Below are 21,236 nucleotides of genomic sequence, written 5' to 3'. Positions count from 1 at the left end.
ACTCGCGACCTCAACCTTGGCAAGGTTGCGCTCTACCAACTGAGCTATTCCCGCTTGGTCAACGAGGGCGTATTCTACGGATTCGGCCGAATGCGTCAACCTCTTTTTTCAACTTTTTGTTTTATCAGCTTTTTATGGGTAATATTTAGACAACAGCAAGGAGCAGCATGGCGCAGTCACCGGATCAGATAGACACCGCAGCCACCCCTCCCCCGCCCAGCCGGGGGGAGGTTGTCACCCATGCCAATCGCCTCAGCATACGTGGAGACTGGTTGCTCAGCGGTTATTCCGAACTCAGGGCCGTCGTCGACGGCCTTCCCGACAACCTTCACGACAGCACCGATATTTCTGAGCTTGGCCGGGTCGATACCGCGGGTGCGGCCCTGCTGGTGGAACTGCTTGGGGCGCAGGTGCTGGCAGAACGGGCAAACGGCACAGATTTGCCCGGAGAAAAACGCGCCTTGCTACTGGCCGTCGCCAGTGCCATGAGCAACCGGAACGATCCCAAGCGCCCGGCAACCAACCCGTTTGTGGCTTTTCTGGCCGCTGCGGGCCAGCGCACCGAGGCACTGTTCGAGCTGCTCCGGCTGCTTTTGGGCTTTATCGGTCAGACACTCGCCGCACTGGCCTTCAACCTGCCCCGCCCGTCGCGTTGGCGAGTTACCTCGTTTGTCGCCGCTGTTCAGGACACCGGGCTCAATGCCCTGCCCATCGTGGCGCTGCTCACGTTTCTTGTTGGCGCGGTGGTGGCTTTTCTGGGCGCAACGGTGCTCAGTGACTTCGGTGCCACCATTTATACCGTCAACCTGGTGGCGTTCTCGTTTCTGCGGGAGTTTGGTGTGCTGCTGGCGGCGATTCTGCTCGCAGGCCGAACCGCGAGCTCCTTTACGGCTCACATCGGTGCCATGAAGGTGAATGAAGAGCTTGATGCCATCCGCACCCTTGGCATGAACCCTATCGAACTACTGGTGCTGCCCCGGGTGTTGGCGATGATGGTCAGCCTGCCGATTCTGACGTTCGTGGGAATGATGTCCGGAATGATCGGCGGTGCCGCGGTATGCGCGCTGGTGCTAGACATTTCACCCACCCAGTTCATCGCCATTGTCGAGCGGGATATTGGTCTCAAACACCTGCTGGTAGGGCTTGCGAAAGCACCGGTGTTTGCCTTTCTGATTGCCGTCATTGGTTGCCTTGAGGGCTTCAAAGTCAGCGGCAGCGCCCAATCTGTTGGTGAGCACACCACATCCAGCGTGGTTCAGTCTATATTCATGGTGATTTTGTTGGATTCTGTCGCTGCGTTATTTTTCATGGAAATGGGATGGTAAGCATGCACCGCCAGGTACTCGTTGAGGTTCAGAGGCTGACCAATCGTTTCGGCCCCCACCTTGTCCATGAAGACCTGAATCTGGATATCCGCAGGGGGGAAATTCTCGGGGTGGTTGGTGGCTCCGGCTCTGGCAAGTCGGTACTGCTTCGCAGCATTGTTGGCCTGCACGAGCCCACTGCCGGTCATATACGGGTGTTCGGCGAGGACCTGCGGGCGCTTGCACCCCGCCAACGGTCTCAAACCGAGCAGCGGTTCGGGGTACTGTTTCAGGGGGGCGCGCTGTTTACCTCTCTCAACCTCCTGGAAAATATCGCAGTGCCCTTGATGGAACACGCCGGGCTCAAACGGAGCGAGGCAGAGCACCTTGCGCACATGAAACTGGCCCTGGCTGGACTACCTTCGGAGGCCTCATTGCAGTACCCGACGGAGCTGTCTGGCGGTATGGTTAAGCGCGCGGCACTGGCCAGAGCCCTGGCACTCGACCCTGAAATCCTGTTTCTCGACGAGCCAACCGCCGGCCTTGATCCCATTGGCGCTGCCGCTTTCGACCGTTTAATCAAAACGCTCCGGGATGCCCTCGATCTCACCGTTTTCATGGTCACCCACGACCTGGACACCCTCTACACAACGTGCGACCGGGTTGCGGTGCTGTCACAGAAAAAGGTCCTGGTCGCTGATACTCTGGACGCAGTCGGGAGCACCGACGACGGCTGGATACAGGACTATTTTCACGGGCCGCGCGGCCGTGCTGCCGCCTACTCGGCCTCAGCCCTAAAGCAGGAGCAGTAACCATGGAGCCCAGGGCCCACCACATTATTATCGGTCTGTTTACCATCGTGGTCACGGCTGCGGCGCTGGTGTTTGCACTCTGGCTTGGAAAATCCGCTACCGACCGGGATTGGGCGTGGTATGAAATCGGCTTCGATCATGCCGTCAGCGGTCTGTCCGAAGGCAACCCGGTTCAGTACAGCGGGGTGGAAGTCGGCGATGTTGTCGATCTTTACCTGGACCCCGAAGACCCCAGCCATGTGCGGGCCCTGATCCGCGTGGATGAAAATGTCAAGATCCGCGAGGACGCCCGTGCCGGGCTGGTGCTTGCCAATATCACCGGCAGTATGAGCATTCGTTTCCAGGGCGGTACTGCGGATAGCCCGGTTATTGAGGGCAACCGCGAAAACCCGCCGCTGATCATGGCGGAGCCCTCGGTGCTTAACTCTATTCTCGATAACGGGGAAGCTCTGGTGAGCAAAGCCGATCGCCTGATGACCAATGCCAACACGCTGTTCTCCGAGCAAAACAGCGAAAACCTGACTGCCATCCTCCACAATACCCGGGTCGCAACTGAGGCGCTGATGGCTCATGGCGGTGACATTGAGCGGTTGATGGAGAGGATGAATGCGGCCAGCGTTCGCGCCGAACAGGCCGCGGCCGAAGTGACCGGATTTGCCGATAACGCCGACCGCTTCTTGAAAAATCAGGGGCAGGAAACGTTCACCGCGCTCAATACCGCCATCGCGTCGATCCAGACCACGGCCACCCGAATAGAATTACTGACCGCCAATAATGAGGGGTCTCTCAACGAGGGGCTACAAGGGCTGGGTGAACTCACTCCGGCACTTCGGGAACTGCGCAGCACCCTCCGCAACCTTAACCATTTCACACGCCGTCTGGAGGACAACCCCGCCAGCGTAATCTGGGATCGCGGCACGATTCAGGAGGCACCGCAATGACTGTCAGGACCCACACGATGGCCGCCCTGGCCCTGATAATAGCAATGATGACCGGCTGCACCGTTTTTCCTGACCGAGAGCCGCCCAGAGTGATGGACATTCCCTTGCTCGATACGACTGGCACCACGGACCAGCGGATCGATAAAACGCTCAGGGTAGACACACCCTACGCTGCCGATCCCTTTGACAGCTCCGGAATCCTGACCAAGCCCAGCCCCACTGAATATCAGGTATACGGCGGCGTGCGCTGGCGAGATACGGCACCGGTATTGATCCGTGAAGTGATGATTGGTGCGTTAAGACAGGATGGGCGTTTTGCCGGCGTCGTCAATGAGACCAGCCCTTCCACCAGCGATCTGACACTGACCAGTGACCTTTACGGCTTTCACAGCGAAACCGATGCCGACGGGGATCGCGTTGTGATCAACCTGTACGGACAGTTGCTGGATAACCAAACGCGGAAAACGCTCTGCACCGGCAATTTCCAGGCCACCAGCCCTGCGGCTGATGGCGAAATCAGTGCCGTCGTCACCGCCTTTGGTGACGCCAGTGCCGATTTGCTGCAACAGATGCAGCACTGGCTCGCTGACTGCCTCGACTGATCAGGAGGGGTGTTTCGGGAACAGGTCTGGCCACGCAGCTTTTAGGTACAGAATCATCGACCAGAACGTCAGGCCGGCGGCGAGGTACAGTAGCGCGGTGCCCACCCAGGCCCACAGGACGCCCGGCGGAAAGGCCAATAGCATGATGATGGACACCATCTGAGCGGTGGTTTTGATCTTGCCAATATAGGACACTGCGACACTTGCCCGGCTGCCGATCTCTGCCATCCATTCCCGCAACGCCGAGATGACAATTTCACGGCCGATAATGACGGTGGCCGGGATAGTGAGAATCAGGCTGGCGTGCTCTTCAATCAGCACGGTCAGCGCCACAGCCACCATCAGTTTATCTGCGACAGGGTCAAGGAAGGCACCGAATGGCGTGCTCTGGTTCAACTTTCTGGCGAGATAACCATCCAGCCAGTCTGTGGCACCCGCCAGCGCGAAAATCGCAGCGCTGACCAGATAGCTCCATTGCACCGGAAGATAGAAAATTCCCACAAAGACCGGAATCATGACTATGCGGGATAGCGTCAGTATGTTGGGTAAATTCATGCTGTCCTTACTCGTCGTGCAACGCTGCGTATATATTTTCAGCCAGTGATTTACTGATGCCCTGCACCTTGGTCATCTCGTCAATACTGGCTTTGCGTAGTTCCTGTATGCCGCCGAAATAGCGAATCAGATCCCGCCGCCGTTTCGGCCCCACACCCTCAATGCCTTCGAGGGTGGATTGCCGCCGTTTTTTGTCCCGCCTGGCGCGATGACCGGTAATCGCAAAACGGTGGGATTCATCCCTAATATGCTGAATCAGGTGTAACGCGGGCGAGTCCGCCGGCGCACGGTACACATCACCTGTCATCGCATCGATCAGTTGCTCCATGCCGGCGCGACGGGTAACGCCCTTGGCAACGCCGATTAATGGAATATCGAAAACCCCAAGTTCATCAAACACTTCCCGGGCAATGTTCAACTGCCCCTTACCACCGTCGATGAATACCAGGTCCGGGCGCTTACCCTCGCCCGCTACCATGCGTTTGTATCGGCGGGTCAACACCTGGCGCATGGCGGCGTAATCGTCTCCCGCAGTGACACCTTCAATATTATAGAGCCGGTAATCGCTTTTCAGTGGACCATTCTCATCGAAAACCACACAGGATGCGACCGTGTTTTCACCATGGCTATGGCTGATGTCGAAGCATTCCATCCGTTCGGGCGTTTCTGCCAGCTCCAACAGGTCCCGAAGAGCCAGCAAACGGCGGTAAACCGTTTCCTTGCTTGCCAGGTGGCTGAGCAATGTTTGCCGCGCGTTCGTCATCGCCAGTTCCAGCCATTTGCGGCGCTCTCCCCGCACGTTCCGGCGAACCCGGGTGTCTCGCCCTGCAGATTCGCTCAGCGCCTGTGCCAGTATTTCCTGGCCTTCAACATCCACCGGCACCAGAATGTCCTGGGGAATTTCCCGCCGCGCGCTGCCGCCGAAATAGTACTGGCCGAGGAAGGCGCTTAACAGCTCACCCTCCGATTGTTCGATGGAAAAACGGGGGAAATAATCTTTCGTGCCCAGTACCCGGCCCCCACGGACAATAATCACCACCACGCACACCACACCCGCATCCTGCGCGATGGCGATCACATCCGCATCGCCGCCCTCTCCGTCCACAGACTGCTGTTCCTGCACATGGCGAAGATGGTTGATCTGGTCCCGGTATCCGGCCGCTTTCTCAAATTCCAGATTGTTGGAGGCAGTCTCCATGGCCGCCATCAGGTCGTGGATAATGACGGGGTTTTTTCCCTCCAGAAACATGGACGCGTGACGGATGTCCTGCTGATACTCCTCAGGACTTATGTACCCAACACAGGGCGCTGTGCAACGATTAATCTGGTACTGCAGGCACGGTCGCGTTCTGTTTCGAAAATAGCTTTCACTACAAGATCTTATACGGAATACCTTCTGGAGAACATTAAGGCTTTCCTTGACGGCGCCCGAGCTCGGAAACGGACCGAACCAGGTGCCACCGCCCTTTTTTGTTCGCCCACGGCGAAAGGTCAGCGATGGATAATCCGAGTGCGAAGACAGGTAAATGTAGGGATAGGATTTATCATCCCGAAGCAGGATGTTGTAGGGAGGCCTCAGGGACTTGATCAGATTCTGTTCCAGCAGCAACGCCTCGGTTTCGCTGCCGGTAATCGTCACCTCAATGGACGCAATTTTCGCAACCAGGGCTTCGGTTTTCGGTGCCAGGCCGGATTGCCGGAAGTAACTCCCTACCCGCTTCTTGAGATTCCGGGCTTTCCCGACATACAGCACCGACCCACCCTCGTCGTACATGCGGTACACGCCGGGCCGTTCAGTCAGTTGCTTGAGGAAGCTTCGGGAATGGAAATCAGACCTTGTCGGCATCGAGCAACCCGAGCCGTACCGCCATCAACGCAAGCTCAACGTCACTGGAAATATCCAGTTTCTCGAATATTCGATAACGGTAACTATTGACGGTTTTGGGGCTGAGGCAGAGTTTGTCTGAGATGTCCTGAACTTTCTGACAATCAACCACCATCATGGCAATCTGCATTTCCCGCTCGGACAAGCGATCAAACATCGACAGATCGCCATCCTCGCCATTGAGATCGCCCCCCAGCTGCTTCAGCGCCATTTTCTGAGCGATTTCAGGACTGATGTAGCGTTGGCCGGAATGGGCCATACGGATGGCCCGGACCATCTCTTTGATATCGGCACCCTTGGTGATATAGGCGGAGGCACCGCTTTGCATGACCCGGGCTGGGTAGGGGTCGTCGGCACAGGCGGTCACCACAATCACCCGTATCGCGTCGTCGATTCTCAGGATTCGACGGGTAGCCTCGAGGCCGCCAATGCCCGGCATGCGAATATCCATGAGGACAATGTCTGGTGATTGCTTGCGAACAAACTCGATAGCCTCTTCACCGGAGGGGGCTTGTCCGATGACGTCAATGTCGGGGTTATCCGCCAGCATCCGGGTTATGCCCGAACGCACCAGCTCATGGTCATCAACAACCAATACCCTGATCAAAACTCACCTCGCACACGGCTTCTGGTAAAAACAGAGCGATTGTATCGTCTATGACGACCCCGGGGTAGGTATCTGCCCGGATTCATCCAAACTAAATCCGCACTCAAGCGCGCAGGCCCAGCCCGGCGGTGTTCTCCACAGGATCAAACCAAACCACCAGATCACCACGTTTGACCGCCGCCATCACCCGACTGCGCTCTGCCATCGGTTGCTCGGTATCGTTCAGGCCGTGGTATCGCGTGCAGTACTCATCCACAAGCCCGTCAAGCTGGTCATCCGAGAGCAGCCCGCTGTCGACGACAAACTTCTCTTCCCGTGGATCAGGCTGGGCCTCTTGGCTGTATTCTTCGTTCATGCGCCCTCAAAAAAACCATGACAAGTTAACGAGTTACTGGCAGGTCTGGCCTTAACTCTCAAGATTGGCAACCAGCCGCGAATCCTCCACCGCAGCAGTCCTGTGCCGCACCACACCTTTGTAGTCCGGGCTCTCGATCATGGCCATGAAGGCGTTGATCGACGGGTATCTGACGAGCAGCACCTGATCCCAGGATTCATCGGGAGGGGCAATAAGGGCACCCACGGAACGACCTGACCAGATCACCTCCGCCCCGACGGCACGAACACAGGCCGCCGCTTCTTTCATGTAGAGGGAGTAGGCTTCCCGACCTGAACGGTCAGCCGTTTCATCTTTATACTGCGCACGCTCCCGGAACCGGAGCAGGTTCAGCATGACAACCGGGTGATCTTTCGGGGTATCCGCGAGGACTTTCTGGAGCTGTTCCGGAGTGGGATTAACGGTTTCCATGAGTTTCCTTGATTGGTCAGGCTCTGAGCTGTCTGATCGGTATCGTAATATCTTGTAACTATACCTTAGCACGGCGCGGCGTCATCGGATTCAACCAATTTATTTCAGTCTGCCGGTGAAGCTAGAGTAATCTAAGCTTATAAGACCCCATACCGTTAAGGGAAAATTCATGCCACAAAAACGATGGACCATGCTGATTTCAGGAAAGGTTCAGGGGGTCAGCTACCGGGCGTCCACCCAGCAGATTGCCAAACAGCTGGGCGTGACCGGTTACGCTCGCAACTTGCCCGACGGCCGAGTCGAGGTGGTGGCCCAAGGAGCGGTCGAGAATTTGCAGGCGTTCAGGATCTGGTGCGCCAAGGGACCATCGGCTGCTGAGGTAACAGGCATTACCGTGTCGGAGGACGATGCAGAGAACGAGGAATTCAGAGATTTCCTGACCCAATAAAAAACCCCAGCATTGCTGGGGTCTTGTATTGGCGGAGAGGGAGGGATTCGAACCCTCGAAACGCTATTAACGTTTACACACTTTCCAGGCGTGCGCCTTCAGCCACTCGGCCACCTCTCCAAAAACGTTTCAAATCAGCGACGTTGTCAGTGATTTGAGGGCGCAAACTTTAATGAATTTTCAGTTGTTTGGCAACTCCCAATGCGAAAAACCGTAAAAAATAGTCCGCTATAAGCAAAACCATGACGATGATCCGCCAGCCCGGTATCATCAACATGTAATTCTTCAGAGGCTCTCCCCCATGTTAATGAAAGCAGAACAGTCCATTCTCTTATTGGTCGACCTGCAAGAAAAACTTATGCCCTCGATCAGTCATGGCGGGGAGGTGATTCACCAATGCCTCACACTGGCGACCATGGCCGGACTGCTTGAGGTTCCGGTTGTTGGTACCGAACAATTACCTGAAAAACTGGGCCCGAATGTCGCGGAAGTTCGGGAGCTGTGCAATCAGACCTTTAGTAAATACCATTTCGACGCCTGCCCTGACGGTTTGGTGGATGTCTTGCCGGAAGGTCGTCAGCACATTGTCATTGGCGGATGCGAGACGCATGTCTGCATGATGCAGACTGCCCTGAGCTTGCTGGATGCCGGCTACAAGGTCTGGGTCGTGGCGGATGCAACCGGTTCCCGCAACGAATTCGACCGTGATGTGGCGCTGGATCGCCTCCACCAGAGCGGGGCCAAGGTCGTCACCACTGAGATGGTGGCCTTTGAGTGGTTGCGTCATTGCCGACACCCTCGGTTTCGGGACATTCAGCATCTGATCAAGTGATGGTGGCCGTCCAGATCAGAATGTGCAGGAATTACTTTTTCCGGTAAATAATACCCGGGTGGCATTGAACCATCTCATACAGGTGAGGCAAGCCGTTCAGGGATTCCGAGGCCCCGAGGATCAGGTAGCCTCCAGGGTTCAACGTGGCGTGAATGCGCGTCAGGATGTCTTTTTTCAGTTCGGCTGAGAAGTAAATCAACACGTTCCGGCACATCACGATGTCAAACTTCCCCAGCATGTATCGCTCAAGCAGGTTCAACTCCTTGAACTCAACCATACTTTTGATCTGAGGCCGGATCTGCCAGCCGCCACTGGGGGATGGGGTGAAAAACTGCTTTTGCCGTTCCGGGGACAACCCGCGACCAATGGCGATCATCTCATACTCGCCCCGGCGGGCCACTTCCAGAACACTCTTTGAAATATCCGTGGCGGTAATCTTTACATCCCGCAATTTCCCGGGGCGTTGACGCCGGAATTCCTCAGTAATCATTGCCACCGAGTAGGGTTCCTGCCCGGTAGAACTGGCGGCAGACCAAACTTTCAACGGCTGCAGTGATTTGCGTTCGGAAAACTCGGGCAGGAGTTTTTCCTGAAGAATACGAAACGGATGGTTGTCACGAAACCACAAGGTCTCATTGGTGGTCATGGCATCAATCACCACTTCCCTGAGATTGCTGCGACCGGAGCGCCTGAGGCGGTCCAGGAGTTCTCCGAGGGTGGCAAGCTGGTTTTCCTCCAGAATGCGACGCAGGCGACTTTTTACCAGGTACTGCTTGTTGTCACCAAGCAGAATGCCACACGCATCCTGCAGGAACCTCTGAAAAGCTTCGTATTCCTGTGGCGTAATGTCCGCTTTCATCGAGTCTCTTCATTAGGTGGATCATGGATCATAGCGAGGTAGCTCACTCCCTGTCGATAATCTCCATCACTTTCTCGACCAGCTCGTCGGCACTGAACTTCGCCATAAATTCATCGGCCCCCACCTTCTTCACCATCGCGGTGTTGAACACGCCGCTAAGAGACGTATGCAGCATGATATAGGTGTCCCGAAGAGCGGGATCGCTTTTGCAACGGGTAACCAGTGTATAGCCGTCCATCTCCGGCATTTCCACATCGGAAATGATCAATGACAGGTGATCATTCGCCGTTGAGCCGTCGCTGGTAATCTCTTTCAGGTAGTCCAGCGCCTGCTTGCCATCCTCTTTTGTGACAACCTCCATCCCGATCGCACTCAGGCAACGCTCAATCTGCCGCCGGGCCACCGAGGAGTCATCCACCACCAGCACTGGGAGATGCCCAGGCGCACGTTCGGCACTTTTGGCACGAAGCTCGTCGGTGACATCATCTCTAAGCGGAGAAACTTCTGCAAGAATCTTTTCTACATCGATGATTTCAACCAGCTTGTCGTCAATATTTGTGACGGCTGTCAGATACAATTCATTGCCTGCGCCTTTGGGCGGCGGCAGGATATCTTCCCAGTTCATATTAACGATCCGGTCCACCCCGGCCACCAGGAAGCCCTGAGTTTTCCGGTTGTATTCAGCGATAATGACAAAGCTGGTAGCCAGCTCTTCCTGAGTTATGCCGGGAAGCCGGATCGACATGGCAAGGTCGATGATGGGAATCGTTTCCCCTCTTATATGCGCGACGCCACGCACCATGCTCCGGCTGTTAGGAATCGATGACAGTTTCGGGCACTGCAAGACCTCTTTGACCTTGAACACATTGATGCCATACATCTGACGACCACGAAGACGAAACAGCAACAACTCCAGCCGGTTCTGCCCGACCAACTGAGTTCGCTGATTAACATTATCGAGTACCCCTGCCATTACGCCTCTCCCGAATCTGCCCGCTTATGCCGGCACACATTTTGCTTTTTACTGCAAGTATTGGCAGAAATACTATTTTCCGCCGACTTTTTGACTCGCTAAACACGGTTAACGGCTGAATCCCGGAATCTTTAGGCGCTCCGGGGATTTTCGCCTCGTTACCGACAGCATAGGATAAACGGCTGCGTATGCGCACCACGATTTTAGTTGCTACATTACTCATGACCGGCTCCCCGCTCCTGCAGGGGGCGGAATCCACGGCTGCACAGATCGAGCACGCAGCGGGGTTGTTTCTCGATGATTTCGCCAGCCAGCAGGCAGATCGTGGCTTTGAGGTCTCCCACAAAACCGGCCCGCTCGACAGCCGTCTCGCCCTTGCCGCGTGTAACACGCCGCTGGCCGTCAGTTTCAGTGGCGACCCCTGGAAAACCACCCAGCCGACACTGGAGGTGTCGTGCAGCGGTGAGCGACCCTGGCGGATGTTCCTCGGTGCCTCGGTGACCATTACGGGTGATGGTATGGTTGCCGCTCGCGCCCTGACCCGGGGCGAACGGATAACCGGGGGTATGATCAAAGCGGAATCGGTAACCGTCAATGCCACTCGTCGCGGGGTGATCACAGACCCCGAGCAGTTGATCGGCATGGAAATGCGCCGTGGCATCAACGCCGGCACCATGATGACCCCCAACCTGTTAACAGCACCGGCAGCGGTGGCCCGGGGCGACCATGTTATTATTACCGCGCGCAGGGGCAGCTTTGCCGTCAATTCCCGTGGCAAGGCCATGGCCGACGCTGCCGTGGGGGATCAGGTACTGATTGAAAATCTGTCCTCATCACGCACCGTCAAAGCGCGGGTCACCGCGCCCGGGCAAGTGGAAATACCGATGTAACCGTCGAAATCGGCAACACGGCGGCGCGCTTTTACCGCACCCGGCAATGCATTGCCGGCCAATAAAGAAATCTGACAGATTTGTCATTATTGGTCTGTAAAAAATTGCTAAAGCTTTTAGCCCGCCCGCCGTTATACAGGTATAAAATTCGCGAACACTGTCGTTGTACAGTTAACCAGGTAAGCAGGTATCGTTATGTCAGTTGACTTAAATGGAATTGGCCCCGGCCAGGTCAACACCCAGAAAACCACGGGCGACAAGTCTGCGGCAACGCAGCCCAGCCAGTCCGCGGCCCCCGAACAGGCCAAGGCCCAGAGTCCCCGCGGAGACAACGTGAATCTGAGCAATCAGGCCAAAAACCTGAAGCAGCTTGAGCAAAAACTGGGTGATTACCCTGAAATGGACGATGACAGAATTGAACAGATCCGCACGGCGCTTGCCGACGGTTCCTACAAAATTGATGCTGAGAAACTGGCCCAGAAAATGCTTGATATGGATGAAAGCATATTCGGGTGAGTAAATCATGGCCGCAATTGATGAACTGAAAGACCTTCTTTCCGAGGATATCCGCCAGCTCCATACCCTGGCGGATATTCTGGAGCAGGAAAAATCCTGCCTTGCCTCCTCAGACATGCACGCGCTTCAAACCCTGACTGCGGATAAAAACACCCTCCTGGATCAGATCCGTGGCCGGGCCAAGCAGAAGATTCACCAGCTCGTTGCCATGGGCTATCGCCCTGAAAGCGGTGCGGCTTCACGGTTTATTCGCAGCGCCGGGTTGGCCGAACTGTCCGGGCTGTGGGCGGAAGCCAACGAACGCCTGACCTTCTGCCAGGAGCTGAACCGCAACAATGGTCGCGTTATCAGCCACCTGCAAAAACGCCTCTCCAGGCTGACCGATATCTTTCGGGGTGCCAGCCGCCAGCAAAAACTGTACGGGGCCCACGGAGAGCAGACCGGCGCATCGGACCGCACGATCCTTGCTAGCGCCTGAACAATCCGCGTTATCGGCGTGATTTCTGCTAACATCCCGACTGACCCTTTACCCCACTGCAGTATTGCAGGGATTACCCATGGAGCTAACACGGTGCACCCGATTCAAATGACAAATACCGTAAAACGGTGGGTTTCTGTGATTCAGGTCTTCCTGTTACTGCTGGTGTCGCTCATTGCCATCCAGCCAGCGAGTGCGGATGAATCCAACAGGGAACTGCCGCAGGTGCGCATGGAAACCACCGAAGGTGTTATCGAATTGCGCCTCAGGCCCGATGTTGCCCCTGAGACCGTTGAAAACTTTCTTGACTACGTCCGCAATGGTTTCTATGACGGGACCGTTTTTCACCGGGTTATTGCCGGCTTCATGATTCAGACCGGCGGATTTGACCGGGATCTTGAACGCAAGGACACCAGCGCATCCATCCCCAACGAGGGCAGCTCCACCCTGAAGAATCTCCGCGGCAGCATCGCCATGGCCAGGACTAGCCAGCCCCACTCCGCAACGTCCCAGTTTTTCATCAACCTGGTTGATAACAGCTACCTCGACACCACAGATAACCCGAAGAAATGGGGCTACGCGGTGTTCGGCCAGGTCACATCAGGGATGGGCGTGGTGGACGCCATCGCGGCCAAACCGACCGGTTACTCCGGTGGCATGGGCGATGTTCCGCAGCAACCCGTCATCGTCGAGCGCATGCGCATTATTGAACCCAACGGCCAGACCGCCGATTGATGACTCGCCGAAATAACGCCCCTGCTGTTGAACCTGCCGACCTTGTCTGGCGCGACGGGGTTCCCGAATCAAAGGCCTTCGGCGAGGTGTATTTTAGCCGGGAGAACGGGCTGGATGAGTCCCGCTCTGTCTTTATCCGGCCCAACCGCCTGCCCGAGCGCTTCGCCGCGCTCGCTGAGGATGCGTCTTTCGTTATTGGCGAAACCGGTTTTGGCACCGGGCTGAACTTCCTGGCGGCCTGGCAGACGTGGCGTAACAACAGCCGGAACAACAACAGCCGAATGCATTTCGTCTCCGTGGAGCCTCATCCGCTGACTCGTAACGACCTCCAACGCGCGTTAGCGGTCTGGCCCGAGCTTTCCGAGCTCGCCGAACAGTTACTTGCACACTACCCTCCCCTGGTCTCCGGCGCTCACCGTATTCTTCTTGATGAGGGTCGAGTCCGGCTGACGCTCTATTTTGGCGAGGTGCTTGATGCCCGGAGGGAGCTGACGTTCAAGGCCGATGCCTGGTCCCTTGCCAGCTTGGGTGCCACAGGGGGCACGCTCCGGGGGGAGCTGCCCCCATCAACTGCCCCCTGCCCGGCTCAGTCAGTTCCCGCCCAACCGGCCTCCGTTACGATCATCGGTGCCGGTGTCGCAGGCTGCCTGCTTGCAAGGAACCTCGCGGAACGAGGCGTTCAGGTCACGCTCATTGACAGCGCTGACGGCCCGGCAGCCGGGGCATCGGGGAATCTTCAGGGCGCGCTCTACGCCAAGCTCGGCATTGAATTCAACGCCCAGACCCAGTTAGCGCTATCGGCCTTGCTGTTCAGCCAGCGATTCTACGGTCGGTTCCAGGGTGACGCCTGGCATCCGACGGGTCTGTTGCAAGTCGCCAGTGAGGAAAAAGAACGTAACCGACAGCAGCGCTTTGTGCAGCGAACCCGGTACCCGCATGAAATCGTGGAGCCAGTGGATGCAGCCACCGCAAGCCGGCTGGTCGGCATCCGTGTTGAACACGGCGGCCTGTGGTTTTCACGCTGCGGCTGGCTGCAGCCTTCTGCTCTGTGTCACACCCTGACTCGGCATCCGCGGATCACCACCCTGTATTCCACCCGGGTGGACCGCCTCAGCCAGTCCGGTGAAAGCTGGCAAATAGTGGCAGAGCAGCGATCGATAGAAGCGGACCGGGTCGTCCTCTGTGGTGGCCATCAGACGCCGACCCTGATCCCCATTGCCGGAGAACACGGGCATTTCCGCTTCAAAACCATTCGCGGCCAGGTCAGCCACCTTCCTGACAACCTGGTGAATTCGCCGTCAGCGGTGGTGTGCGGCCTGCGCTACATCAACCCAGTCTGCAACGGCTTGGCAGTGACAGGGGCCACCTTTGACCTGCATGACGACTCACCCGATGTAAGCCTGCAAAGCCACCAGGAAAACGTGAAAGAGCTCAATGCCATGGTTCCTGCTATCTGGCGCAGGCCCGATGAGCACGAAAGCCACCCGAACACGCTGAACGGGCGGGTCTGTTTCCGCTGCACAACCTACGATTACCAGCCCGTGGCCGGCGAGCTGCCTGACATAGCCAATTCCAGCCTCAACAACCTGTTCCTGCTGACCGGGCTGGGAAGCAAGGGGCTAACCTACGCGCCATTGCTTGCCGAGTATCTTGCAGACATCCTCACGGACGAGCCAGCCTGTCTGCCGGCGTCACTGGTGCGGCGGGTTCAGCCCGGCCGGTGTTTCAAACCCGCACTCACCAGCACGGATTGATAATTAAACTGAAGAAGGCGGATTTGCTGCCGATACCCTCTGAAGGACGATCAGATTCTGGAGTCAATCGATGGCTATTTTTGTCAGTGAGCCCGGCAGACCTGTCGGCACGCGGCTACCGGAAATATTCCGGGGTCGGCGGGTGGGTGATGTGACTGAAATGAGCGAGTCGCAACGAATCAACACCGGGCACAGTGATGTGACAGACGCCGAGTATCAGCAAGCCGGCTATTCCTCAAGCCATCAACGGGCGTTGGAAGAGTATGGCGCGACTGCCTCGGTAGAACCCAGGGAAGAACGCAGCTATTTGCCAGTTTCCACCCTGTGCACGCCGGCGCTTTACTCATTACCGGCGATTTCGACCATTGCAGAGGCACTGTCCACAATGGATGAACATGGCGTGCATCATCTGGTGATCACCGCGCAGGACAATGTCGCCGGGCTGATTGACCTGCGCTGGCTGTTAAGCTGGCTGCACGCCCATAAAGCCAACCCGGAAAGCCAGAGCATGACCCACATCGAGCTTCCGGCTTTCCTGACCGCGTCTCCGGAAACAGACGCCCACCAGCTTGCCCGCTTAATGCTCGCCCATCAGCTGAACGCCGCGTTGGTGATCGACAAGAAAGGCCAACCCACGGGCGTGGTCACCAGCACCGACTATCTCAAGTTGTACGCCAACGCGGGCCGCCAACAGGGGTCGGTCTAGTTTAGCTGGGAGCCCTCGGCGGAAAACAGAAGGATTGTCCACTCCTCGTTCCCGCCAACTTCGTCCCGCACCAGCGTCACGATTTCATCATCCCGGTAGTTGGCCAGAGCGCGAATTTCCGCACCGCCCATATCCGCCTGGACACGCCATAGTTCACTGACAATCTCGATCTCTCTGCTTTCACCGTCCTCGTCGTCCTCTGCCTCGATGTTCTTCGCCGGGTCCAGCCGCCCCAGAACTGGTTGTGTGGTGCCGCTGTTCTCGGACGCCTGCGCAAAGGCCCCCTGGCTCCACCCGCCGGCCACCAGACCATCGTCAAAGGCCAGTAAAGACGTGAACGTATCCGGGTGGTTGCGATCATCACTACCAAAGGAAAACGCTTTGTTAATCTTCCCGGAAAACGAATAGCCCAGTAGGAAGCCGCTCTTGTGGGTCAGCGAGTCAGACTCCAGCGTATTATCTTCGTCATCCTTCCGGCCGACCGAATAACGCTGGTTGCTGTTACCCAAGAGCCAGATATTGCTAAAAGCAAACAGGCCGTCGGTAACAGTTTCGTCGCTGTCGGTACCGCGTTGATAAACGGTCAGGGTGCTGTCCGCGCTGGAGGCGTTGTAGAAGAAAGCATCGTCACCTCCAAGCTGGGCATTGCCACCAATAGCTCCGGTTGTGCGTCCAAACAGGTAGGGGCTGGCACTGCTCGTGCTACCAGACACTACCGAGTCATTTTCACTTGAACCTACCTGGCGTGTCCACGCAATCTCCGGCACCCTGTCATTGGCATCCCGTGTTGTGTCTATCCTTTGAAGGAAGCTGTCAGATTCACCGCCACGCGTGGTGCCCGGCCAGCTGCCGGAGGTTTCACCGGCCACAATCACCGCGCCACTGTCACTGTTGACACCCACCCAGCGGGGAATGTCATCCCCGGACGTGCCGGTGCGGAGTGTCCAGACTTCAACGTATTCGTTTCCCGCAGGCTGGGCCTCGTCAAACCAGTACAGCCCTGCCACCACGTCCTCGCCGCCGTTGGACGTCTGGTCCGGGATTTCTTCGGTGGCGGTGTAGGCGACCGCAAACTCGAAACGATCCACCCGGTTGCTGCCCTCGGTTTCCTCCCGCTGAACAAAATCGATCACCGGGTCCGGGTTCTGCAATTCTACAGCGCTGTCAGACACGGCAACTTCCTGCAGCAAGTTGCCTTTCTGGTCAAAGATCCTCACCAACACCTGATCATTGGCCTGCCCGTCATAACCCGCAACAAACAACCGGCCCTCATGCCCCAGCGAGATGTCGGTGGCAACAAAACCATCGCCGTCATTCAGCACCAGGGGCGTCACGAGTTCATTGATGTTGACCCTCAGATCCCCATCCGCTGCGGTGCCGGCATAATTCTCACGCCCAGCCTGGAACTGTTGATCCGGTTCGAGCAGCAGGAAGCGGTCGTCCAGCTCAGGGTTGGTGTAGTCGTCGGGAATCGCGACGCGAAAGCGTACTCGGTTGGTTCCCTCGGGGAACGCCAGTGTGCTGTTCTCTTCCCAGTTATCCTCACCGACCGGGGTCTCGATGACGTAATCCCCTTCCTTTGCCACAGAGTCCTCGCCGTCAGCCAGGCGGGCAAGAATGGTCTGGCGGCCACGATCTCCGCTCAAAACGGCGACAAATTCCCGGGCTTCGCCAACGCTCACGGCATCGCGCTGGCGGCCCTCGAGAGTTTCAAGCCGGACAACCGGTTCATTGTCGTCGATAACCAGGGTGGCACGGACCTCGGTATCGGAAGGCCCGAGGGCCGCAAGACCACTACGGATCTCCGTCAGCGTTATGCGGAGCGATTCTGAAGGCTCCGGGATGGTGTCATCCACCACTTCCAGGCGGATGTAACATTCGGTGATACCCGGCTCAAGGGTCACGACGCCCTGGGAGACGACTCCGTCCTCGTCCTCCTGATACTCCAGGTAGTCTGGCACCCCCAACCACTGCTCACTGTTACTGCCGAACGCAACGATATCCCGGCCAATGATCGCGTCGTCGCGATTGGAATCGCCCTCTTCACACCGCTGGTGCTCAGGAGTAAAGCCTTGATCACAGCCATTCGGATCAAAGTCCGAAGACAGCTCAAAGGCAACGGCGATGCGCGTAACCGACGGCTGCTCCAGCAACACTTTCACCAGCACCGGGGTGGTCTGTGATGTTCGCGTTTCGGTACCGCTGACCGTGCCGTCTTCCGCGAATTCGTTGGCTTCGTAGGTATGTTCCCCTTCGGCATTCAGTGTGGGGGCTTCACAACGGTTATCACCGGATTCCGGATCGTCCGACGCCTTGCCTTCGGCAAAATCGTCAGCATCGAGTGACAGTGGATTACGCTCCACTTCAATATCGAACGACAGAACCCCGGCACTACTGCCATCGGTTGTCAGCAGGTTGATGTTTTCACTCTGGCCCAGGTCGGCATCACCACGGCCGCCGCCACTCAGGCCCGGAACACCCCGCATGATAATGCCCGGCCGGGCCTTGTTGCTGGTGCCTTCCAGTCCCAGCCACGACGGCGCATTGGTCAGTGAGAAGTCCAGAAGGTCTTCCCCGCCATAGGCACCGAAGTTGTAATAATATTCAACGCCGAGATAGGCCTCAGAAGGGGGATCACCGAGAACCGTCGGATCATCTGGCCCGGTGTCGGTCTTGCATCCGGAAGCGGTCAGGGCGACTACAACCAGCAGACTGTAAAAACCGTATCGGGAAGCAATACGTGGTAGCGAATCGGCGCGCATGGAAAAGTCCGTTTCAAAGCGTTGTTATTATTGGTGAGCAAGCAACTGATAGGGAGGGCTTTACACACCGTTACAGAACAACGCCATGGTAATCAATTTATCCATGGGGGGATCTGCGCGAGTTCTCAGATTCGCAGGCCGGCTAAGCTACCACCGCTACCCGGCCCGATTGGCAATCCTCAGTGGGATTCGAGAAACGCTTTAAAGCCGGCGTCGTCCAAAACCCGAACGCCGAGGGATTCCGCTTTGGTCAGTTTTGACCCGGCCGCTTCGCCGGCGACCACGCAGCTTGTTTTTTTGGAAACGCTGCCAGCCACTTTGGCACCAAGCTGTTCCAGCCGTGCTTTTGCCTCATCCCGGGTCATACTGGAGAGCGCCCCGGTAAGCACCCAGGTCTCATCTTTTAAAGGTCTGGCGGCGGCTGTGATTTCTTCGGCTTGCCACTCAACACCTTCCAGGCGGAGAGCTTCCAGGGTTTCCTGATTGTGGGGCTGCTCAAAAAAACTGCGAATATGGCCAGCGACTATGGGCCCGACATCCGGCACTTGCTGAAGGGTCTCTTCATCGGCCTCTGCGATGGCTTCCAATGTTCCGAAATTGCTTGCCAGCGCCTTGGCGGTTGCTTCACCCACTTCACGGATCCCCAGCGCATAAATGAAGCGCCAGAGTACTGGACGCCGAGACTTATCAATCGCGGCAATCAGGTTGCTCGCAGACTTGTCCCCCATGCGCTCAAGCCCGATCAGATCCTCTCGGGTCAGGCGATACAGGTCGGCCACGGTGTGCACCATTTCCCGGTCCACCAGAATATCGATCCACTTATCCCCGAGGCCTTCGATATCCAGAGCCTTACGAGAGCCATAATGACGAATGGCTTCTTTGCGTTGGGCTGGGCAGAACAGGCCGCCGGAACAACGCGCCGCGACTTCGCCCTCAATCTGCACCACATCGGAATCGCACACCGGGCAGGTGTTCGGAAGCAGAATTTCCCGGGCATTGCCCGGGCGCTTTTCGAGCACCACTTTGATGACCTGAGGAATCACATCGCCGGCCCGGCGGATGAACACGGTATCGCCAATGCGCACATCCAGCCGGTGAATCTCATCCATATTGTGCAAAGTGGCATTGCTGACTGTGACGCCGCCGACAAAAACGGGCTTAAGACGCGCCACCGGAGTCACCGCGCCGGTGCGACCCACCTGAAACTCCACGTCTTCGACAACTGTCAATTCTTCCTGCGCCGGGAACTTGTGCGCGATGGCCCAGCGCGGAGCCCGCGACACGAACCCGAGCGCCTGCTGCAACTCGAGCCGGTTTACCTTGAAAACAATACCGTCTATCTCGTAGGGCAGCTCCCCACGTTTCTCCATCAGATCCTGATACGCCTGGAGGCAGGCATCGACCCCCCCGGCCTTGCGCATTTCAGGGTTAATCCGGAACCCCCACTCTTGCACCTGCTGAAGGCAATCCCAGTGGGTATCGGGCAGTTGGGTGTCGTCGGTGAGCGCGACGCTGTAGGCACACATTTCCAGCGGCCGGCGAGCGGTCACTGTCGGCTTTTTCTGCCTGAGGCTTCCGGCAGCGGCGTTGCGCGGGTTTACGAAGGTTTTATCGCCTTTATTGGCGAGGGTCTGATTCAGTTTTTCAAAGCCGGCACGGAGCATGTACACCTCCCCCCGCACCTCGACCAGGTCGGGCACATCCTCACCACGGAGCTTCAGTGGAACTGACGGTATGGTGCGGATATTGGCGGTGATGTCCTCTCCGGCATAGCCGTCGCCACGGGTTGCGGCGCGGGTCAGTACACCCTGTTCGTAGTGTAGGCTGACCGCCAGCCCATCGAGCTTCGGCTCGCACACGTACTCAACAGGATCGTCCGCTTTCAGGCGATCGTGTATGCGGCGATCAAAGTCGCGCAACTCGTCTTCACTGAAGGCGTTGTCCAGCGACAGCATGGGAATGCGGTGAATCACTTCCGCAAAACTGGTTTCGGCGTAGGCCCCTACCCGACGGGTCGGTGATTCATCGGTAACCAGGTCTGGGTGGCTGGTCTCCAGGTCCTGCAGTTCCCGGAATAGCCGGTCATATTCCGCGTCCGGCACTTGCGGCTCATCAAGAACGTAGTACCGGTAGTTGTGATCGTCGATGACCTGTCGTAATTCCTGAATCCGCTCGGCTGCGGATCGGTCTGTTTTACTCATGGGGCCGTTTCGACCGCTGCTTACGGTCGAATTCCCGGATGCGCTGCCGGCAATGTTCAACCGTTTGAGGCGTCATCACGCTGCGGCGTTCGTCTTTGAGTTCACCGCCCAGATTGCGCACCACACATTGCGCGGTTTCCACCATAAACTCGAACGCCTGAAGCGCATTGGACGGCCCCGGCAGACTCATGAAAAAGCTGATGCCCGGCGTTGACAGCTTGGGCATATCCTGGGGGCGAAAGGTGCCGGGTTCCACCGCACTGGCCACACTGAACTGCACTGGGCTGCTGGTGTCTGACTGTTCGTGGCGATGGTAGATGTCCATATCGCCCTGTTCGAGCCCGCAGGCTTCAAACAGGTCTTTCAGGGCCGTACCCTTGAAATCTTCACCCTTGCGAGCCAACACATTGATCACGATCACTTCCCGCGCTTCGGGGCGATTAGCACCCGCGAGCGGTTGCCCGGTGCCTTTGGGAGCACTTTCCCGCCGCGCGGTATCTTCCTCAACTTCACTGGTGACCAACGGTGGTGCCGACGCCTTCGCTCCGGGGCGACCGGATGGCTCTGGCTG

At 57.3% G+C, this 21,236-nt stretch carries 23 protein-coding genes and 1 tRNA gene; 13 read left to right on the top strand and 11 right to left on the bottom strand.

Annotated elements, in window-relative coordinates; translation table 11 throughout:
• From WD429_RS08475 to WD429_RS08455, 5 genes are all read left to right on the top strand, one after another.
• A partial coding sequence (locus WD429_RS08475; protein ID WP_368421738.1) for a hypothetical protein occupies positions 1 to 192 on the top strand: 192 nt, incomplete at its 5' end.
• A complete protein-coding gene (locus tag WD429_RS08470; RefSeq protein WP_368421737.1) occupies positions 168 to 1,325 on the top strand; it encodes an MlaE family ABC transporter permease in 1,158 nt (385 codons plus the stop codon). The genes WD429_RS08475 and WD429_RS08470, both read left to right, overlap by 25 nt.
• Before the next feature lie 2 nt (positions 1,326 to 1,327).
• On the top strand, positions 1,328 to 2,116 hold the full coding sequence (locus WD429_RS08465) for an ABC transporter ATP-binding protein (RefSeq protein ID WP_368421736.1): 789 nt from the start codon (positions 1,328 to 1,330) through the stop codon (positions 2,114 to 2,116).
• 2 nt (positions 2,117 to 2,118) lie between these two features.
• A complete protein-coding gene (locus WD429_RS08460; RefSeq protein WP_368421735.1) occupies positions 2,119 to 3,057 on the top strand; it encodes an MlaD family protein in 939 nt (312 codons plus the stop codon).
• Positions 3,054 to 3,659: an ABC-type transport auxiliary lipoprotein family protein gene (locus WD429_RS08455; RefSeq protein ID WP_368421734.1), complete on the top strand. Its 606-nt coding sequence runs from the start codon at positions 3,054 to 3,056 to the stop codon at positions 3,657 to 3,659. The genes WD429_RS08460 and WD429_RS08455 overlap by 4 nt, the downstream gene beginning before the upstream one ends.
• Here the strand turns inward: WD429_RS08455 and pgsA are convergent, their stop codons facing one another.
• The 5 genes from pgsA to WD429_RS08430 all read right to left on the bottom strand — a co-directional run bounded on the left by pgsA (position 3,660) and on the right by WD429_RS08430 (position 7,511).
• Positions 3,660 to 4,214, bottom strand: coding sequence for a CDP-diacylglycerol--glycerol-3-phosphate 3-phosphatidyltransferase (gene pgsA, locus WD429_RS08450; protein WP_368421733.1), 555 nt, complete (start codon positions 4,212 to 4,214; stop codon positions 3,660 to 3,662).
• 7 nt (positions 4,215 to 4,221) lie between these two features.
• Positions 4,222 to 6,060: an excinuclease ABC subunit UvrC gene (uvrC, locus tag WD429_RS08445; RefSeq protein WP_368421732.1), complete on the bottom strand. Its 1,839-nt coding sequence runs from the start codon at positions 6,058 to 6,060 to the stop codon at positions 4,222 to 4,224.
• Complete coding sequence (gene uvrY, locus WD429_RS08440) at positions 6,044 to 6,706, bottom strand: UvrY/SirA/GacA family response regulator transcription factor (RefSeq protein WP_368421731.1); 663 nt, start codon at positions 6,704 to 6,706, stop codon at positions 6,044 to 6,046. The genes uvrC and uvrY overlap by 17 nt, the downstream gene beginning before the upstream one ends.
• Positions 6,707 to 6,809: 103 nt before the next feature.
• Positions 6,810 to 7,061: a hypothetical protein gene (locus tag WD429_RS08435; RefSeq protein ID WP_368421730.1), complete on the bottom strand. Its 252-nt coding sequence runs from the start codon at positions 7,059 to 7,061 to the stop codon at positions 6,810 to 6,812.
• A gap of 51 nt (positions 7,062 to 7,112) precedes the next feature.
• Complete coding sequence (locus WD429_RS08430; RefSeq protein WP_368421729.1) at positions 7,113 to 7,511, bottom strand: DUF1330 domain-containing protein; 399 nt, start codon at positions 7,509 to 7,511, stop codon at positions 7,113 to 7,115.
• A gap of 169 nt (positions 7,512 to 7,680) precedes the next feature.
• Here WD429_RS08430 and WD429_RS08425 point away from each other — a divergent pair, with 169 nt between their 5' ends.
• Positions 7,681 to 7,959: an acylphosphatase gene (locus WD429_RS08425; RefSeq protein ID WP_368421728.1), complete on the top strand. Its 279-nt coding sequence runs from the start codon at positions 7,681 to 7,683 to the stop codon at positions 7,957 to 7,959.
• 29 nt (positions 7,960 to 7,988) lie between these two features.
• On the opposite strand, the gene WD429_RS08420 is transcribed toward WD429_RS08425, so the two are convergent.
• Positions 7,989 to 8,079, bottom strand: a tRNA-Ser gene (locus WD429_RS08420).
• Positions 8,080 to 8,260: 181 nt separating this feature from the next.
• Here WD429_RS08420 and WD429_RS08415 point away from each other — a divergent pair.
• Positions 8,261 to 8,791 (top strand): isochorismatase family protein, encoded by a 531-nt coding sequence (locus WD429_RS08415; protein ID WP_368421727.1) that lies wholly within the window; start codon positions 8,261 to 8,263, stop codon positions 8,789 to 8,791.
• 31 nt (positions 8,792 to 8,822) lie between these two features.
• Here WD429_RS08415 and WD429_RS08410 read toward each other — a convergent pair whose 3' ends face one another.
• Both WD429_RS08410 and WD429_RS08405 read right to left on the bottom strand, forming a co-directional pair.
• Positions 8,823 to 9,650, bottom strand: coding sequence for a protein-glutamate O-methyltransferase CheR (locus WD429_RS08410; protein WP_368421726.1), 828 nt, complete (start codon positions 9,648 to 9,650; stop codon positions 8,823 to 8,825).
• A 43-nt stretch (positions 9,651 to 9,693) separates the two neighbouring features.
• Entirely contained in the window at positions 9,694 to 10,623 is a 930-nt protein-coding gene (locus tag WD429_RS08405; protein ID WP_368421725.1) for a chemotaxis protein CheV, read from the bottom strand.
• Positions 10,624 to 10,811: 188 nt separating this feature from the next.
• Here WD429_RS08405 and flgA point away from each other — a divergent pair, with 188 nt between their 5' ends.
• The 6 genes from flgA (at position 10,812) to WD429_RS08375 (ending at position 15,702) form a co-directional block, all read left to right on the top strand.
• Complete coding sequence (gene flgA / locus WD429_RS08400; RefSeq protein ID WP_368421724.1) at positions 10,812 to 11,513, top strand: flagellar basal body P-ring formation chaperone FlgA; 702 nt, start codon at positions 10,812 to 10,814, stop codon at positions 11,511 to 11,513.
• Positions 11,514 to 11,708: 195 nt separating this feature from the next.
• Complete coding sequence (gene flgM / locus WD429_RS08395) at positions 11,709 to 12,029, top strand: flagellar biosynthesis anti-sigma factor FlgM (RefSeq protein WP_368421723.1); 321 nt, start codon at positions 11,709 to 11,711, stop codon at positions 12,027 to 12,029.
• Positions 12,030 to 12,036: 7 nt separating this feature from the next.
• Complete coding sequence (locus WD429_RS08390) at positions 12,037 to 12,507, top strand: flagella synthesis protein FlgN (RefSeq protein WP_368421722.1); 471 nt, start codon at positions 12,037 to 12,039, stop codon at positions 12,505 to 12,507.
• A gap of 138 nt (positions 12,508 to 12,645) precedes the next feature.
• Positions 12,646 to 13,242, top strand: a complete 597-nt coding sequence (locus WD429_RS08385) for a peptidylprolyl isomerase (RefSeq protein WP_368421721.1) — start codon at positions 12,646 to 12,648, stop codon at positions 13,240 to 13,242.
• The gene (gene mnmC, locus WD429_RS08380) at positions 13,242 to 14,996 is read left to right on the top strand and encodes an FAD-dependent 5-carboxymethylaminomethyl-2-thiouridine(34) oxidoreductase MnmC (protein ID WP_368421720.1); all 1,755 of its coding nucleotides are present in this window, start codon (positions 13,242 to 13,244) and stop codon (positions 14,994 to 14,996) included. The genes WD429_RS08385 and mnmC overlap by 1 nt, the downstream gene beginning before the upstream one ends.
• Before the next feature lie 70 nt (positions 14,997 to 15,066).
• A complete protein-coding gene (locus tag WD429_RS08375; RefSeq protein ID WP_368421719.1) occupies positions 15,067 to 15,702 on the top strand; it encodes a CBS domain-containing protein in 636 nt (211 codons plus the stop codon).
• Here the strand turns inward: WD429_RS08375 and WD429_RS08370 are convergent.
• The 3 genes from WD429_RS08370 to zipA all read right to left on the bottom strand — a co-directional run.
• Complete coding sequence (locus WD429_RS08370) at positions 15,699 to 18,464, bottom strand: hypothetical protein (protein ID WP_368421718.1); 2,766 nt, start codon at positions 18,462 to 18,464, stop codon at positions 15,699 to 15,701. The two genes, WD429_RS08375 and WD429_RS08370, sit on opposite strands and share 4 nt — an antisense overlap.
• A gap of 179 nt (positions 18,465 to 18,643) precedes the next feature.
• A complete protein-coding gene (ligA, locus tag WD429_RS08365) occupies positions 18,644 to 20,665 on the bottom strand; it encodes an NAD-dependent DNA ligase LigA (RefSeq protein WP_368421717.1) in 2,022 nt (673 codons plus the stop codon).
• Positions 20,658 to 21,236, bottom strand: a 579-nt coding sequence (gene zipA / locus WD429_RS08360; protein WP_368421716.1) for a cell division protein ZipA, incomplete at its 5' end; no start/stop codon positions are given. The genes ligA and zipA, both read right to left, overlap by 8 nt.

This window comes from Marinobacter sp., from assembly GCF_040904845.1.
Classification (GTDB): domain Bacteria; phylum Pseudomonadota; class Gammaproteobacteria; order Pseudomonadales; family Oleiphilaceae; genus Marinobacter.
The sequence above is the reverse complement of the archived record's forward strand: the minus strand, read 5'-3'. Positions and strand labels throughout refer to the sequence as shown.

Bases quoted from the DNA above. Each gene is read 5' to 3' on its own strand.
- WD429_RS08470 (WP_368421737.1), top strand. From the start codon at position 168: ATGGCGCAGTCACCGGATCAGATAGACACCGCAGCCACCCCTCCCCCG.
- WD429_RS08465 (WP_368421736.1), top strand. From the start codon at position 1,328: ATGCACCGCCAGGTACTCGTTGAGGTTCAGAGGCTGACCAATCGTTTC.
- WD429_RS08460 (WP_368421735.1), top strand. From the start codon at position 2,119: ATGGAGCCCAGGGCCCACCACATTATTATCGGTCTGTTTACCATCGTG.
- WD429_RS08455 (WP_368421734.1), top strand. From the start codon at position 3,054: ATGACTGTCAGGACCCACACGATGGCCGCCCTGGCCCTGATAATAGCA.
- pgsA (WP_368421733.1), bottom strand. From the start codon at position 4,214: ATGAATTTACCCAACATACTGACGCTATCCCGCATAGTCATGATTCCG.
- uvrC (WP_368421732.1), bottom strand. From the start codon at position 6,060: ATGCCGACAAGGTCTGATTTCCATTCCCGAAGCTTCCTCAAGCAACTG.
- WD429_RS08435 (WP_368421730.1), bottom strand. From the start codon at position 7,061: ATGAACGAAGAATACAGCCAAGAGGCCCAGCCTGATCCACGGGAAGAG.
- WD429_RS08430 (WP_368421729.1), bottom strand. From the start codon at position 7,511: ATGGAAACCGTTAATCCCACTCCGGAACAGCTCCAGAAAGTCCTCGCG.
- WD429_RS08425 (WP_368421728.1), top strand. From the start codon at position 7,681: ATGCCACAAAAACGATGGACCATGCTGATTTCAGGAAAGGTTCAGGGG.
- WD429_RS08415 (WP_368421727.1), top strand. From the start codon at position 8,261: ATGTTAATGAAAGCAGAACAGTCCATTCTCTTATTGGTCGACCTGCAA.
- WD429_RS08410 (WP_368421726.1), bottom strand. From the start codon at position 9,650: ATGAAAGCGGACATTACGCCACAGGAATACGAAGCTTTTCAGAGGTTC.
- WD429_RS08405 (WP_368421725.1), bottom strand. From the start codon at position 10,623: ATGGCAGGGGTACTCGATAATGTTAATCAGCGAACTCAGTTGGTCGGG.
- flgA (WP_368421724.1), top strand. From the start codon at position 10,812: ATGCGCACCACGATTTTAGTTGCTACATTACTCATGACCGGCTCCCCG.
- flgM (WP_368421723.1), top strand. From the start codon at position 11,709: ATGTCAGTTGACTTAAATGGAATTGGCCCCGGCCAGGTCAACACCCAG.
- WD429_RS08390 (WP_368421722.1), top strand. From the start codon at position 12,037: ATGGCCGCAATTGATGAACTGAAAGACCTTCTTTCCGAGGATATCCGC.
- mnmC (WP_368421720.1), top strand. From the start codon at position 13,242: ATGACTCGCCGAAATAACGCCCCTGCTGTTGAACCTGCCGACCTTGTC.
- WD429_RS08375 (WP_368421719.1), top strand. From the start codon at position 15,067: ATGGCTATTTTTGTCAGTGAGCCCGGCAGACCTGTCGGCACGCGGCTA.
- WD429_RS08370 (WP_368421718.1), bottom strand. From the start codon at position 18,464: ATGCGCGCCGATTCGCTACCACGTATTGCTTCCCGATACGGTTTTTAC.
- ligA (WP_368421717.1), bottom strand. From the start codon at position 20,665: ATGAGTAAAACAGACCGATCCGCAGCCGAGCGGATTCAGGAATTACGA.